Source organism: Streptomyces sp. NPDC050145 (assembly GCF_044460245.1).
Lineage (GTDB): Bacteria > Actinomycetota > Actinomycetes > Streptomycetales > Streptomycetaceae > Streptomyces.
Genome location: NZ_JBITJS010000011.1, coordinates 147,064 through 160,207 on the forward strand (window position 1 = coordinate 147,064; position 13,144 = coordinate 160,207).

Annotated in this window: 15 protein-coding genes; 9 read left to right on the forward strand and 6 right to left on the reverse strand. The window is 73.2% G+C overall.

Going from position 1 to position 13,144, the window contains the following annotated elements; all coding sequences use genetic code 11:
* Window positions 1-277 precede the first annotated feature (277 nt).
* Both ACIBTU_RS23065 and ACIBTU_RS23070 read left to right on the forward strand, forming a co-directional pair.
* Window positions 278-1,345: a fatty acid desaturase family protein gene (locus ACIBTU_RS23065; RefSeq protein WP_399128235.1), complete on the forward strand. Its 1,068-nt coding sequence runs from the start codon at window positions 278-280 to the stop codon at window positions 1,343-1,345.
* A gap of 137 nt (window positions 1,346-1,482) precedes the next feature.
* The gene (locus ACIBTU_RS23070) at window positions 1,483-1,665 is read left to right on the forward strand and encodes a hypothetical protein (protein WP_151475341.1); all 183 of its coding nucleotides are present in this window, start codon (window positions 1,483-1,485) and stop codon (window positions 1,663-1,665) included.
* Here ACIBTU_RS23070 and ACIBTU_RS23075 read toward each other — a convergent pair.
* The 4 genes from ACIBTU_RS23075 to ACIBTU_RS23090 form a co-directional block, all read right to left on the reverse strand.
* Window positions 1,662-3,068 (reverse strand): tannase/feruloyl esterase family alpha/beta hydrolase, encoded by a 1,407-nt coding sequence (locus ACIBTU_RS23075; RefSeq protein WP_399128236.1) that lies wholly within the window; start codon window positions 3,066-3,068, stop codon window positions 1,662-1,664. The two genes, ACIBTU_RS23070 and ACIBTU_RS23075, sit on opposite strands and share 4 nt — an antisense overlap.
* A gap of 123 nt (window positions 3,069-3,191) precedes the next feature.
* Window positions 3,192-4,046 (reverse strand): hypothetical protein, encoded by an 855-nt coding sequence (locus ACIBTU_RS23080; RefSeq protein ID WP_399128237.1) that lies wholly within the window; start codon window positions 4,044-4,046, stop codon window positions 3,192-3,194.
* A gap of 352 nt (window positions 4,047-4,398) precedes the next feature.
* A complete protein-coding gene (locus ACIBTU_RS23085; protein ID WP_399128238.1) occupies window positions 4,399-4,719 on the reverse strand; it encodes a hypothetical protein in 321 nt (106 codons plus the stop codon).
* A 129-nt stretch (window positions 4,720-4,848) separates the two neighbouring features.
* The gene (locus ACIBTU_RS23090) at window positions 4,849-5,403 is read right to left on the reverse strand and encodes a PadR family transcriptional regulator (RefSeq protein ID WP_399128239.1); all 555 of its coding nucleotides are present in this window, start codon (window positions 5,401-5,403) and stop codon (window positions 4,849-4,851) included.
* Window positions 5,404-5,533: 130 nt separating this feature from the next.
* Here ACIBTU_RS23090 and ACIBTU_RS23095 point away from each other — a divergent pair, with 130 nt between their 5' ends.
* A complete protein-coding gene (locus ACIBTU_RS23095) occupies window positions 5,534-6,286 on the forward strand; it encodes an alpha/beta fold hydrolase (RefSeq protein WP_399128240.1) in 753 nt (250 codons plus the stop codon).
* Window positions 6,287-6,319: 33 nt separating this feature from the next.
* On the opposite strand, the gene ACIBTU_RS23100 is transcribed toward ACIBTU_RS23095, so the two are convergent.
* On the reverse strand, window positions 6,320-6,919 hold the full coding sequence (locus tag ACIBTU_RS23100) for a class I SAM-dependent methyltransferase (RefSeq protein ID WP_399128241.1): 600 nt from the start codon (window positions 6,917-6,919) through the stop codon (window positions 6,320-6,322).
* 218 nt (window positions 6,920-7,137) lie between these two features.
* Here ACIBTU_RS23100 and ACIBTU_RS23105 point away from each other — a divergent pair, with 218 nt between their 5' ends.
* From ACIBTU_RS23105 to ACIBTU_RS23125, 5 genes are all read left to right on the forward strand, one after another.
* Window positions 7,138-7,911: an MHYT domain-containing protein gene (locus ACIBTU_RS23105; protein ID WP_399128242.1), complete on the forward strand. Its 774-nt coding sequence runs from the start codon at window positions 7,138-7,140 to the stop codon at window positions 7,909-7,911.
* Between the two features lie 45 nt (window positions 7,912-7,956).
* Window positions 7,957-10,500 (forward strand): nitrate- and nitrite sensing domain-containing protein, encoded by a 2,544-nt coding sequence (locus tag ACIBTU_RS23110; RefSeq protein ID WP_399128243.1) that lies wholly within the window; start codon window positions 7,957-7,959, stop codon window positions 10,498-10,500.
* Complete coding sequence (locus ACIBTU_RS23115) at window positions 10,497-10,934, forward strand: roadblock/LC7 domain-containing protein (protein ID WP_399128244.1); 438 nt, start codon at window positions 10,497-10,499, stop codon at window positions 10,932-10,934. The genes ACIBTU_RS23110 and ACIBTU_RS23115 overlap by 4 nt, the downstream gene beginning before the upstream one ends.
* Window positions 10,935-11,137: 203 nt before the next feature.
* Window positions 11,138-11,482, forward strand: a complete 345-nt coding sequence (locus ACIBTU_RS23120) for a DUF742 domain-containing protein (RefSeq protein WP_399128402.1) — start codon at window positions 11,138-11,140, stop codon at window positions 11,480-11,482.
* Window positions 11,463-12,101, forward strand: coding sequence for a GTP-binding protein (locus ACIBTU_RS23125; RefSeq protein WP_399128245.1), 639 nt, complete (start codon window positions 11,463-11,465; stop codon window positions 12,099-12,101). The genes ACIBTU_RS23120 and ACIBTU_RS23125 overlap by 20 nt, the downstream gene beginning before the upstream one ends.
* A gap of 10 nt (window positions 12,102-12,111) precedes the next feature.
* On the opposite strand, the gene ACIBTU_RS23130 is transcribed toward ACIBTU_RS23125, so the two are convergent.
* Window positions 12,112-12,540 carry a PPOX class F420-dependent oxidoreductase gene (locus ACIBTU_RS23130; protein ID WP_399128246.1) on the reverse strand — a complete coding sequence of 143 codons (429 nt, stop codon included), beginning with the start codon at window positions 12,538-12,540 and terminating at the stop codon, window positions 12,112-12,114.
* A gap of 113 nt (window positions 12,541-12,653) precedes the next feature.
* Between ACIBTU_RS23130 and ACIBTU_RS23135 the strand changes: the two genes are divergently transcribed.
* Window positions 12,654-13,067 carry a roadblock/LC7 domain-containing protein gene (locus ACIBTU_RS23135; RefSeq protein WP_399128247.1) on the forward strand — a complete coding sequence of 138 codons (414 nt, stop codon included), beginning with the start codon at window positions 12,654-12,656 and terminating at the stop codon, window positions 13,065-13,067.
* Window positions 13,068-13,144: the final 77 nt, after the last annotated feature.

Below are 13,144 nucleotides of genomic sequence, written 5' to 3' on the forward strand. Positions count from 1 at the left end.
TATCAATCAAATTTGACTACGCGGCCTGGAGGTCGCCGAGGGTACACCGCTCGGTCCGGCGGACGGACGCATTCAGGTCGTGATGTGGGTCACCTCGCCGGGGCGCCCCACCCCTAAGGGTGTAGCCAGCCCCCGTACGGCGGCGGGCAGCCCCCCGTGCGTACCCGGGTGGTGGCGCCATGGCCCCGCGAGGCCCCGAAAACCTACGTTTTTCCAGGTCGGGCCGGAGCGAAGCCGGCCGCACCGACCCTCGTCCACCACAGACCGGAGACCCGCCATGTCCACGGCCGTCGGAACCCTCGCCCCAGCCGCACCAGGCGCCACCGCACGGCAACTCCCGCCCGAGACCGGCAGCGAGTTCACCCCGTTGCTCAAGGACGTCAAGGGGCAGGGCCTCCTCGACCGGCGCACCGGCTGGTACGCGCTCACCATCGCCGTCAACGCCCTCTGCCTGGCCGGGGTCGTCACCGGCATGGCACTCCTCGGCGGCTCCTGGTGGGTGCTCGCCCTTGCCCCGGTGCTCGCCGTCCTCGGCGCGCGCACCGCCTTCATCGGGCACGACGCCGGCCACGCCCAGATCACCGGAAACCGCTCCGTGAGCCGTGCCATCGGCCTGATCCACGGCAATCTGCTCCTCGGCATGAGCTACTCCTGGTGGAACGACAAGCACAACCGCCACCACGCCAACCCCAACCACACCGAGAAGGACCCCGACGTCGCCGCCGACGTCCTCGTCTTCACGAGCAGGCAGGCCGCCACGCGCGTGGGCTTCCGCGGCTGGCTCACCCGCCACCAGGCGTGGCTCTTCTTCCCGCTCACCCTCCTGGAGGGCCTCGCCCTGAAGATCTACGGCTTCCAGGACCTGCGCCGCCAGTCCGGCCGTGAGCGGCTGGTCGAGGGCGGCCTCCTGGTGGCGCACGTCCTCGGCTACCTCACCCTGCTGCTCACCACGATGCCGCTGGGCCACGCCCTCGTGTTCGCCGCGCTCCACCAGGCACTCTTCGGCCTCCACCTGGGTCTGGCGTTCGCGCCCAACCACAAGGGCATGGAGATGCCCGACCCCGACGGCGACAAGTGGGGCCACCTGCGCCGCCAGGTCCTCACCTCGCGCAACATCAAGGGCGGCGCCCTCACCGACTGGTTCCTCGGCGGCCTGAACTACCAGATCGAGCACCACCTGTTCCCGAGCATGCCCCGACCGCATCTGCGACTCGCCCAGCCCATGGTGAAGGCGCACTGCCGCGACCTCGGCATCCCCTTCACGGAGACCGGGCTCGTCGACTCCTACCGGCAGGCGCTGCGCCACATGTACGAGGTGGGCGAGCCGCTCCGGGCCGACATCTGAGACCCGGGGACTTCTGGGATCAGGGTTCTCTCAGGGTCGTGCACAGGAACCGTGGACGCCGCGGGCCCGTTCCTACAACAGAGGGCGGGCCCGCTCCACTCAGCCGAGGGCGAGCCGCCCCGAAGGAGGCCACAGACATGTCGAAGAACGCGAAGATCGCAGCGGGAGGCGTGGCGGCCGGGATCATCCTGCTGATCTGGCTGCCCTGGTGGGCCGCCCTGCTCATCGTCCTCGGCGTGCCCGCCGCGGCGTACCTGACCCTCGACCCCTCCCAGCGCCGCCGGCTGCGCCGAGTGACCCGCAAGGAGATCGGGCGCTAGGCGGACGGCTCCCGGGGCGGCGCGACCGAGCAGGTGTCCACGACATCACCGGTCGCGGGCCGGGGGACGACACGGTCCGCGGGCGGCGGCGTGCCGCGCTCCACCCACCGGGTGAGCGCGTCGAAGGCGTCCCGGTAGCACGGCAGGATCGGCCGCAGCCGGTCCGGATACGTGTCGTACAGGCCGTCCGTGTGAGTGCCGCCCTGGATCGTGTACGTCCGGTGCAGCGCCCCGCGTCCCCGGTCCCGCACCATGCGCGCGTAGGCGTGGGCGTCGGTCGAGATCGGCAGCAGGGTGTCCAGGTCGCCCTGGAGCGTGATCAGCGGCCTGCCGACCCGCCCGGTGAGCGCCGCCCGCTCGACGGCCCGGTGCACCGAGGCGGGCCGGTCCGCGTACCGGTAGGCGGCGTCGGAGGCGCAGGGCGCGAGGAGTCGCTCGGTCGTGGACCCGGCGGAGGCGCCCGGACAGTCCGGGTCGTACCCGGGGTCGAACGCGGCGCGGTACACCTTCTGCGTGAGCCCCCAGTAGACCTTCTGGTGATACGGCCACAGGAACTCCGAACCCCGCGCGAACCCCGCCGCGTACATGGCCTCCGCACCGGCGGCCCCCTGGTCGTACGCCACGGCGGTCGGCAGCGAGGTCAGCAGCGGCGGCGCGTCCGCCCGCCACAGGACGCCCTCCCAGTCGACGCCGCCGTCGTACAGCTCGGGGCGGTTCTCCAGCTGCCAGCGCGTCAGGTAGCCCGCGTTGGAGATGCCCGTCATGTAGGTGCGGCGCGGGCCCTCTCCGTAGCGCAGGGCGACCGCGCGGCGGGCCGCGCGGGTGAGCTGGGTGGTGCGGGCGTTCCACTCGGCGACCGCGTCGCCGGGGCGCTCGCCGTCCCGGTAGAAGTCCGGCCCCGTGTTCCCCTTGTCCGTCGCCGCGTACGCGTACCCCTGGGCGAGCACCCGGTCCCCGATCGCGGCGTCGGTCGCGTACTGCTTGCGGTTGCCCGGCGCGCCGGTCACCACCAGGCCGCCGTTCCACCGGTCGGGCAGCCGGATCACGAACTGGGCGTCGTGGTTCCAGCCGTGCGTGGTGTTCGTGTGCGAGTCGTCCGGGAAGTAGCCGTCGATCTGCAGACCCGGGACGCCGGACGGTACCCGCGTCCCCTTCGCCGTCAGGCCGGCCTGGTCGGCCGTGTCCGTGTACGGCGTGCCGGCGAGGCCGGTCGTCGTCAGGTCCGCCAGACAGGCCTGCCGCTGCAGCTCGGCGCCGGGCACGTGCGTGCGCTCCTGCCGCGCGCAGTGCGCGGCGGACCCTGAGGGTGACGTGGGCGCCGCGGCGACGGCCTGGGGGCCGGACGCGGCCAGCGCCACGAGGACGGTCGCGGCCAGCACGGGGACGGATCTGGGCGTGCGCATGGAGAGGGCCTCCTTCTCGACGCGGGAAGAGGCCTCATCGTGAAGGGGACGCACCGGCACAACCATGGGGCGGGGCCACATCGGGTGCCTGCCCCGTATGTGGCCCCGAGACCGGTCCGCGGCTCAGACCGGGCGGACGGCCATCTTGTCGAGGGCCTCCAGCAGGCTGGGCAGTTCAGGGCCCCGGCCGACCGGCAGAACCTCGCCCGGCTCGTCGTCGAGCAGGACGAAGGCGATGTCGTCCGTACGCGCCACCATGGACCAGCCGGGCCCGTCGGCCCGCAGCGTACGGGCGTCGCCCGAGGCGAACGCGGACCGCACCCGGCCCAGCGGCGGCGGGGTGTCCACGTACCCGCGGACCTCGGCCAGGACGCGCTGCACGCCCGTGTGGCCGCTCGTACCGGCCGGTTCGGCAGTGTCGCCGACGCTCTCGCCGTCGACCTCCGCCGTCGCGCCGTCGGTCGTGGCGGCGAACTGCTCGTCGTCGATCTGCTCGCGCCACGCGGCCCACTGGAGCGCGATCTCGTCGGCGCCGAGGCGGCGTTGGGCCGGGCCCCAGCTCGCCGTGTCCGGCGGGGTCAGCGGCGTCAGGTCGGCCTCGTCGGGGCCGGGCTCGGGATCGTGCGGCTCCGGGACGCCCGGCGCCGCCACGGCGAGCGCCAGCGGCCACCCGGGCAGCGCGGCCACCATGCTGTCCTCGTCGGGGGAGAGCTCGTACTCCATGCCGCAGTCCCACGACGCGATGGCCACCGCCACCAGCGACACATCGTCGACCACGACCGTCCAGCGGGCTCCCTCGGCGTCCTGGCCGAGCACCAGACCGTAGCCGTCGGCCAGCGGGGCGAGACCCAGAGCCGCACAGGCCTCCGGGTAGTCGTCGCCGAGCACGCTGGGGAACTTCGCGGGCGTCAGCAAGATCGCCGTGAGTACGTACAGCGCGTCGTCCCCGGTGACGACGGCGTCGTCCGTCCCGGCCATGCCAGCCTCCCCTGAGCTTTGATTGTTCGGCGTGACCTTAGTCAGATTCCGGGGATGCCGTACAGGGGCGATGACCAGGAAAAATCCGTCGGCCTCCCTGGTGTGTACGCCTTCGGTGGACGGCATGGTCGGCAATCGTGCGCGCTTTGTGTGCCTTCCGTGCCGGGGCGCCTTCGGGAAGGGCCCCAAAACCGGGCGATCGTGGCGTGCGTGTGCCCGCGGGGCGGAGCTGGGCCGCTGGGGCGGACACGGCGCCGACGGTCCCGAAAAAGCGCGACACGGCGGGCCGGCGGCCCGGATCGCCATGCCCGCGCGGGGGCCCTGGAGCGCTCCGCCCCGACCTGTGAGGGCGTCAGGCGGCAGGCAGGCCGAGGAGACTTCGCGCCACGTCGCGCGGCGCCGCGTCCCGCTCCCGCGCGAGGGCGATGACCGCACGCCGCGCCAGCTCGTCGACCCCGAACGCCAGCGCACCCGGATCCACCCAGGCCGCGGCCTCCTCGGCCCGGTCCTGGTCGCCCTCCGCGCGCGCCGCCACATAGACGGCGGCGGCCTCGAAGAGATTGTGCCGGCGCTGCTCCCCGCCCCGGGGCGCCGCCGCCCGGAGGGACTTGTCCTCGCTCCGGGTCGCCCCGGTGCGCCAGGTCTGCCATGACGTGCGGACTCTGCCGAGCATGCGTGCCACCGTCCCCTGCCGATCGCCACGCGGCGCCGCGGAAGGGGCGCTTCGCAACTGACCCCGCACGGCGCGGAGTTGGCTTCATGGTGACAGAAGGCGACCCCGGGGGACCCTCCGCGGAGCCGGTCAGTGGCCGGGCGCCTCCAGCTCGCTATCGGGCGTCCCCAGCGCCTTCAGGGTCGCGCGCAGCCATTCGAGCTCGGCGCGGCTGGTGGCCCGCGCGATCGTGAGCACACCCCGGCGGAACGGGTCGGGGAGATCCTCCGCGCGCAGGGCGCGCTCGCCCTCGTAGAAGAAGCTCGCCGGTTCCTCCAGGAAGGCGAGTCTGCGCCGCAGGACGGCCGCCTGCGCCGCGGGGCTGTCGAGATGGCGCAGGAACGCGAGGACGGTGAACCAGCGGTTCTCGTCCGTGATGTCCGGCCGCGCCGGCTCGGCGAGCCTCCCGCGCAGCTCCGTGCGGCCCTGCTCGGTGAGGCTCAGGACGTGCCGCGGTGCCGCCGCGGCGCCCGGCTGTGTCTCGCGCACCAGCAGTCCGGCCTTCTCCAGACGCTTGATCGCCGGGTAGAGCGTGCTCTCCGCGACGGGCCGCACGTGCCCGGTCAGCGCGGTGATGTGCTTGCGCAGCTCGTAGCCGTGCAGCGGGGTGTCGTAGAGGAATCCGAGGATGGCGAGCTCCAGCATGCCGCCATCTTCGCCCATCGGGCCGGGTTGCCCGGGTCAGGTAATACATCGTTGACGTAGTACTACGGTGGCGAGGTATGGTGGGCGCGCAAGGTGACGCGACACGAACTGGGGCGGAGAGGGGACCGGGATGCGGCAGGCGGCGTTCGACGGGCGGGGGAGTTGCATCCGCTGGACCGAGGCGGAGGGTGAGGGGCCCGCGCGCGTGTACGTGCACGGGCTCGGCGCGGCCTCGACCGTGTACCACGCGCACATCGCGGCCCGGCCCGAACTGGCGGGGCGTCGCTCGCTGTTCGTGGACCTGCCGGGGCACGGCATCAGCGACCGGCCCGCCGACTTCGGGTACACGCTGGAGGACCACGCGGACGCGCTGGCGGCGGCGCTCGACGCGGCCGGGGTGCGCGGCGCGGAGATCGTCGGGCACAGCATGGGTGGCGCCGTCGCCATCGTGCTCGCGCACCGGCGCGGCGATCTCGTCTCGCGCCTGGTCGTGGCCGAGGGCAATCTCGACCCGTACCCGCCCACGAGGGCCGGCAGCAGCGGCATCAGCGCGTACGAGGAAGCGGACTTCGTGACGGGTGGCGGTCACGCGCGCGTGCTGGAGAAGGTCGGCCCCACGTGGGCGGCCACCATGCGGATCGCCGATCCGCTCGGCCTGCATCGCACGGCCTGCGGCCTGGCGCGCGGCACCGAGCCGACCATGCGCCGCATGCTGGAGGAACTGCCGGTCGAACGGGTCTACCTCCAGGGCGAGTTGAGCGGCGAGCTGCCCGGAGCCGCGGCGCTGACGGCGGCCGGTGTGAAGGTCGTGCGGGTGCCCGGTGCGGGGCACAACATCATGTTCGACGCCCCCGCCGCCTTCGCCGCGGCCGTACGGGGCTGACGGGCGCGGCCCTGCCCCTGGTCCGTGCCCCGCTCAGCCCTCGCGGACGGCCAGCGCGAGGTAGCGGGTGTCCTCGTCCACGTACGAGGTCATGCGCCAGCCCGCCGCCGCCAGCAGGGGGCGGAGCCGCGGCTCGGCTCTCAGGTCGTCCGGGGTGATCTCGCGCCCGTGCCGTGCGGCGAGGGCCGCGCGGCCGATCGGGTGGAAGAGCGCCAGCAGCCCGCCGGGGCGGACCACGCGCGCGAGCTCCACCAAGTCCCGCTCCGGGTCCGGGAGATGAGAGATCAGGCCCGCGCCGAACACGGCGTCGAGCGAGCCGGACCGCAGCGGTAGCCGGGAGACGTCCGCGAGCAGCAGGTGGCCGGCGCGGTCGCGGCCGGCGCGCTCGGCGGCCCGCAGCATCGCCGGTGTCAGATCCGCCCCGAGCACCACTCCGGACGCCCCGACGGCCGCGCGCAGCGCCGGAAGGGCCCGGCCCGTGCCGCAGCCCGCGTCCAGCACACGGTCGCCCGGCCGCAGGCCCAGCGCGGCGATCGCGGCCTCGTACGCCGGACCGTCGTCCGGGAAGCGGGCGTCCCAGTCGGCGGCCCGGGATGTGAAGAACTCCTGTACACGCGTCCGGTCGTCGTTCATGCCGTCCATGATGACCGAGGGCTCTGACAGTCGGTCCGCCCCTAACGGGTGACGGCGGGATCGAAAGGTCCGTATCCGGACCGAAAGCTTCGTATGCGCGTACGGTGCACATGTTCGACCCTGACGCGATCGTTCCGTACCCCATCTCTGTCATATTCCAGCAGCTTTCGAAATGCGCCCCTGCTGTGCGCCCCCGTCGCGACTAGCGTCCCGGGGCCATGGGACACCTGGACCACGCAGCCTTCGGTTGGCTGACCCCCGTGCTGTCGTACGTCATGGCCTGCATCGGCGCCGCGCTCGGCCTGCGCTGCACCGTGCGCGCCCTCGCCACCACGGGCCGCGCCCGCCGCAACTGGCTGATCACCGCAGCCTCCGCCATCGGCACCGGCATCTGGACGATGCACTTCGTCGCCATGCTCGGCTTCAGCGTCACCGGAACCGAGATCCGCTACAACGTGCCGCTCACCATCCTCAGCCTCGTCGTCGCCGTGACCGTCGTCGGCGCCGGGGTCTTCGCCGTCGGCTACAGCCGCGACCGCAACCGGGCCCTCGCCCTCGGCGGCCTCACCACCGGCCTCGGCGTCGCGAGCATGCACTACATGGGCATGGCCGCCCTGCGCCTGCACGGGCACGTCGCCTACGACCCCCTCCTCGTCACGCTCTCGGTGGTGATCGCGGTCGTCGCGGCGACCGCCGCCCTGTGGGCCGGCCTCAACATCAAGTCACCTGCCGCCGTCGCCGTCGCCTGCCTCGTCATGGGCGGCGCCGTCAGCAGCATGCACTACACCGGAATGATGGCCGTGAGCGTCCGCGTGACGCCCTCCACGGACGTACTCCCGGGGGCGACGGCGATGCAGTTCATCTTCCCGCTCGCCGTGGGACTCGGCTCCTACCTCTTCCTGACCTCGGCGTTCGTCGCCCTCTCCCCGACCGCCGACGAACGGGAGGCCTCCGCCTCCGCCCAGCGGCCGCTGGAGAGCCTGGTCCGCTGACGGACCGGCCCGCGCCGAACCACCCACCACCCGAACGAGGAGGCCATGCGCCCGCCCCGCCGAACGTCCCGCCCCGGCCCGTCGCCGACCACCCCCGCGCCCTCGGCGCGCGGACGGCGCGCGCACGCCGGGCCGCCCGCCGCCGAGGACGCGGTGGAACCGGAGCCCGGCCCCACCGCGCCACCCGCGCGCGTGGGCCGCCGGCACCTCAGGCCACGGACCGTCCGCGCCAAGATCGTCTGCCTCCTGATGGTGCCCGTCGTCTCGCTCCTCGCCCTGTGGGCGTACGCCACCGTCAGCACCGCCCAGGACATCGCGCGCCTGCGGCAGTTGCAGCGCGTCGACGCCGCCGTCCGCGAACCCGTCACCGAGGCCGTCGCCGCCCTCCAGGCGGAGCGCACCGCCGCCGTCGGCTACGCCACCGCGCCCGCCGCCGCCCGCGGCGAGGAGCTGAAACGACTCGGCGCCGTCACCGACCGCACCGTCGCTGCCCTGCGCCTGGGCCGCGACAACTCCGTCGCGGACGGCGCGGACCTGCCCCATGGCGTCGCGGACCGGCTCCACACGTTCCTCACCGACACCGGACGGCTGCGCGCCGCACGCGCCGCCGTCCTGGAACGCCGCACCACCTGGGACGACGCCTACCGGCAGTACACCGACAGCATCGCCACCGCCTTCACCGTCAGCGGCGCCCTCACCGGCATCCAGGACGCCGAACTCGGCTCCGACGCGCGCGTGCTGCTCGAGTTCGGCCGCTCCGGCGAGATGCTCGCCCGCGAGGACACCCTCCTGGTGAGCGCCGGCCACGCCGGCACCCTGGACGGCGAGCGCCTGCGCCTGTTCACCGGCGCCGTCGACACCCGAAGGACCCTCGCCACCAGTGCCGCCACCGACCTGCGCGGCCCCGAACGGGCCCGGTGGCACCACCTCGTGAAGGGCGGCGCCTACGCCGACGTACGCGACGTCGAGGACCGCACCCTCGAGGCCCGCCCCGGCGACAAGGCGCTCGCGGAGGCCTCCGACGCGGCCTGGGGACGCGCGCACACCACCGTCCAGGACGGCATGCGGACCATCGAGACGGACGCCGCGCGCAGCGCCGCGGACCGCGCCGACCCGCTGAGCCGCGGGCTGCTCACACCCGCCGGAGCGGCCGTCCTGCTCGGCCTGCTCGCCGTGGCCGCCTCCCTCGTGATCTCCGTGCGGATCGGACGCGGGCTCGTCGTCGAACTTGTCAGCCTGCGCAACACCGCCCTGGAGATCGCCCGCCACAAACTGCCGGGCACCATGCGCAAACTCCGGGCCGGCGAGGAGATCGACGTCGACGTCGAGGCCCCGCCGGGACCGCCGGCCGAGGACGAGACCGCCCAGGTCTCCGAGGCCCTCACGACCGTCCACCGCGCGGCCCTGCACGCCGCCGTGGAACGCGCCGAACTCGCCAGCGGCATCTCCGGCGTCTTCGTCAACCTCGCCCGCCGCAGCCAGGTCCTCGTCCACCGCCAACTCGGGCTCCTGGACAACATGGAGCGCCGCGCCGACGACCCGAACGAACTCAGCGACCTGTTCCGCCTCGACCACCTCACCACCCGGATGCGCCGTCACGCCGAGAGCCTGATCATCCTCTCCGGCGCCGCACCCGGCCGCGCCTGGCGCATGCCCGTCCCGCTGACCAACGTCGTCCGCGCGGCGGTCTCCGAGATCGAGGACTACGCGCGCGTGGAGGTGCGCCGGCTCGCCGCCGCCCACGTCACCGGCGCGGCCGTCGCCGACGTCACCCACCTGCTCGCCGAACTCGTCGAGAACGCCGCCCAGTTCTCGCCCCCGCACACCAAGGTGCGCGTCAGCGGCGAACTCGTCGGCAACGGCTACGCGATCGAGATCGAGGACCGCGGGCTCGGCATGGGCAAGGAGACCCTCGACGAGGCGAACACCCGCATCGAGCACTCCGAGGCGCTCGACCTGTTCGACAGCGACCGGCTCGGCCTCTTCGTGGTCAGCCGCCTCGCCCACCGGCACGACGTCAAGGTGCACCTGCGCGCCTCGCCCTACGGAGGCACCACCGCCGTCGTCCTGCTGCCCACCCCGCTGCTGCACAAGGGCAGCCCCGACCGCACCGGAGGCGAAGCACAGGAGACCGACGAGACGCGCCTCCACGCGCGCGTGCCCGAGACCGAGCCCGAGACGGCAGCCATGAACCACCACTCCGTACCGGCACCCGGCGCCCGCCCCGCCCTGGCCCCGGCCGCGGCGCCCGAACCCGAGACCCCCCGGCACCCGCCCGGCGTCACCGCGCTCCGGGTGCGCAGGGACCCGCCCGACGACGGCGCCCGCCGGCCCGCGGACGACGACGAGGGCTCCCTCGACGGCCTGCCCCGCCGGGTACGGCAGGCCAGCCTCGCGCCCCAACTGCGCGAACGTCCCGAAGAGAAGGCTCCCCCCGCGCGCGTCCCGCAGCCGGACGACCGCACCCCCGAACAGGCCAGAGCCCGGATGACGTCCTACCGGGACGGCTGGGCCAGAGGCGGTGGACGCCGGCCCGGCGGCCACAGCACCGACCCCGGCGGCCACAGCATCGAAGGAGACCGCACATGATCAAAGAACCGACCGCGGGCACCGCCCACGGCTCCGGCGAGCTCGACTGGCTCCTCGACGACCTGGTGCTGCGCGTGACCGAACTGCGGCACGCCGTCGTCCTGTCCAACGACGGCCTGGCCGTGGGCGCCTCGAACGGGCTGGGCCGCGAGGACGCCGAGCACCTCGCGGCGGTCGCCTCCGGGTTCAACAGCCTCGCCAAGGGCACCGGGCGGCACTTCGGCACCGGCGGTGTGCGCCAGACGATGGTCGAGATGGACGACGGCTTCCTGTTCGTGGCCGCCGCCGGAGACGGATCCTGCCTCGCCGTCCTGAGCACCGCCACCGCCGACATCGGGCTCGTCGCCTACGAGATGGCCCGCCTCGTCAAGCGCGTGGGGGAGCACCTGTACACCCCGGCGAGATTCGCCGGACAACCGCCGACGGCGGGCTGACCGGAGCGGTCGTGGACAGGGTGGACATGAACGACGACAACTTCGCCGAGATGTACCGGAACGTCGCCGCCTACCGGGCCCAGGAAGCCGCCTACCAGGCCGAAGAGGCCGCCTACCGGGCCGCGGAGGAGGAGAGCGCGCAGGAGGAGCGCGGCAGCCCCGAGGATCCGGGAAGTCAGTGGTTCGACAACGAGGCCGGCCCCCTGGTCCGCCCGTACGCGATGACCGGAGGGCGGACCACGGCGGGCCCGCAGGGTGTACGGCTCGACCTGATCGCCCTCGTGTCGCTGGACCCCGCCGCTCCCGGCACCCACGACGACACGGCCTTCGGCCCCGAGCACAACGCGATCATCGCGCTGTGCCGGATCGAGACCCAGACCGTCGCCGAACTCGCCGCCGGCACGGACCTGCCCGTCGGCGTGGTCCGCGTCCTCCTGGGCGACCTGCTCGAACAGGGCTGCGTCACGGTCAGCAGGCCGGTGCCGCCCGCACAGCTACCGGACGAGAAGATCCTGAGGGAAGTCATCGATGGGCTCCGAGCACTCTGACGCGGCACACTCCGACACTCCGTACACCGAGGGCGCGGAGCACGACGTGTCCGCGGCCATGGCACTGAAGATCCTCGTGGCGGGCGGATTCGGGGTGGGCAAGACCACCCTCGTGGGCGCGGTCAGCGAGATCCGTCCGCTGCGCACCGAGGAGCAGCTGAGCGAACTCGGCCAGTCCGTGGACGACACGGCGGCGGTCGAGCGCAAGACCACCACGACCGTCGCCATGGACTTCGGCCGGATCACCATCAGGTCGGGCCTGTCGCTCTACCTGTTCGGCACCCCGGGCCAGGACCGCTTCTGGTTCCTGTGGGACGAGCTCTCCCAGGGCGCGCTCGGCGCGGTCGTCCTCGCCGACACCCGGCGTCTGGAGGACTGCTTCCCGGCCGTCGACTACTTCGAGCACCGGAGCATCCCCTTCGTGGTGGCCGTCAACTGCTTCGCGGGCGCCCGGGCGCACGGCGAGCAGGACGTGGCGCGGGCCCTCGACCTCGACACCGGCACCCCGGTGGTCCTGTGCGACGCCCGCAAGAAGGACTCGGGGAAGGAGGTCCTGATCAGGCTGGTCGAGTACGCCGGACGGATGCACACCGCCCGGCTCCTCGACTCGGTCGGCTGACGCGTTCGGATCAGCCCGACACGCCGGCCACGGACACGACCTTCTCGATCTTCACGCGGACGACGAGTTCGCCCGGCACACCGTTGCGCCGGCCGAACTCCTCGGCGCGGTCCGGGCCCATGTAGCGCGCGCCGATCCGCGTGGCCGAATCCAGCAACTCGTCGGCGTCCTCGCTGAGTTCGGCCCGGCCCTGGATCGTCACGAACGAGAAGGGCGGCCGCTCGTCGTCGACACACAGCGCCAGCCGTCCGTCCCGGGCGAGATTGCGGCCCTTCACCGTGTCCTTCCCGGTGTTGAACACGATGTCCTCGCCGTCCAGGACGAACCAGACGGGAGCCACGTGCGGACTGCCGTCGGCCCGGGTGGTGGACAGCTTCCCGGTGCGGGTGCCCGCCGAGACGAAGGCCCGCCATTGCTCATCGGTCATCTTGTGTGCCATGAGGTCATCCTCCTTGCCCGGACGGCGGTCGTGGGGAAGGCTGGCGAAACAGCTCCCCGGAGCGGGGGAGCGGAGCCGTACGGCGGGCCACACGGAAGCGGGGAGACGGGATCATGGGGCAGAGCGAGGGACTCGGCTGGCTGCTGGACGACCTGACGGAGCGGGTCGAGCAGGTGCGGCACGCGCTGGTTCTGTCCAACGACGGCCTGGTCACCGGCGCCAGCGGTGGGCTGCGCCGGGAGGACGCCGAGCATCTCGCGGCCGTCTCCTCCGGGTTGCACAGTCTCGCCAAGGGCTCGGGACGGCACTTCGGCGTGGGCGGCGTCCGCCAGACGATGATCGAGTTCGACGACGCGGTGCTCTTCGTCACCGCCGCAGGCGACGGCAGTTGCCTGTGCGTCCTCAGCGGGGCCGAGGCCGACATCGGCCAGGTCGCGTACGAGATGACCCTGCTCGTGAATCGCGTCGGGGAGCACCTCGGCGTCGACGCGCGCAAGCCGGACCACCGCTCCGTGTCAGAGGTCTGACCAGGGCTTCTCGTTCTCCACCGAGCCGGGTTCCGCAGCCGTCGGCCGGAGTTATCCACAGGCTCCGGCGCGGTGTG

Coding starts and splice junctions, on each gene's coding strand:
- ACIBTU_RS23070 (WP_151475341.1), top strand. CDS start 1,483: ATGTCGAAGAACGCGAAGATCGCAGCGGGAGGCGTGGCGGCCGGGATC.
- ACIBTU_RS23080 (WP_399128237.1), bottom strand. CDS start 4,046: ATGGCCGGGACGGACGACGCCGTCGTCACCGGGGACGACGCGCTGTAC.
- ACIBTU_RS23130 (WP_399128246.1), bottom strand. CDS start 12,540: ATGGCACACAAGATGACCGATGAGCAATGGCGGGCCTTCGTCTCGGCG.
- ACIBTU_RS23065 (WP_399128235.1), top strand. CDS start 278: ATGTCCACGGCCGTCGGAACCCTCGCCCCAGCCGCACCAGGCGCCACC.
- ACIBTU_RS23115 (WP_399128244.1), top strand. CDS start 10,497: ATGATCAAAGAACCGACCGCGGGCACCGCCCACGGCTCCGGCGAGCTC.
- ACIBTU_RS23090 (WP_399128239.1), bottom strand. CDS start 5,403: ATGCTGGAGCTCGCCATCCTCGGATTCCTCTACGACACCCCGCTGCAC.
- ACIBTU_RS23085 (WP_399128238.1), bottom strand. CDS start 4,719: ATGCTCGGCAGAGTCCGCACGTCATGGCAGACCTGGCGCACCGGGGCG.
- ACIBTU_RS23135 (WP_399128247.1), top strand. CDS start 12,654: ATGGGGCAGAGCGAGGGACTCGGCTGGCTGCTGGACGACCTGACGGAG.
- ACIBTU_RS23105 (WP_399128242.1), top strand. CDS start 7,138: ATGGGACACCTGGACCACGCAGCCTTCGGTTGGCTGACCCCCGTGCTG.
- ACIBTU_RS23110 (WP_399128243.1), top strand. CDS start 7,957: ATGCGCCCGCCCCGCCGAACGTCCCGCCCCGGCCCGTCGCCGACCACC.
- ACIBTU_RS23100 (WP_399128241.1), bottom strand. CDS start 6,919: ATGAACGACGACCGGACGCGTGTACAGGAGTTCTTCACATCCCGGGCC.
- ACIBTU_RS23075 (WP_399128236.1), bottom strand. CDS start 3,068: ATGCGCACGCCCAGATCCGTCCCCGTGCTGGCCGCGACCGTCCTCGTG.
- ACIBTU_RS23095 (WP_399128240.1), top strand. CDS start 5,534: ATGCGGCAGGCGGCGTTCGACGGGCGGGGGAGTTGCATCCGCTGGACC.
- ACIBTU_RS23125 (WP_399128245.1), top strand. CDS start 11,463: ATGGGCTCCGAGCACTCTGACGCGGCACACTCCGACACTCCGTACACC.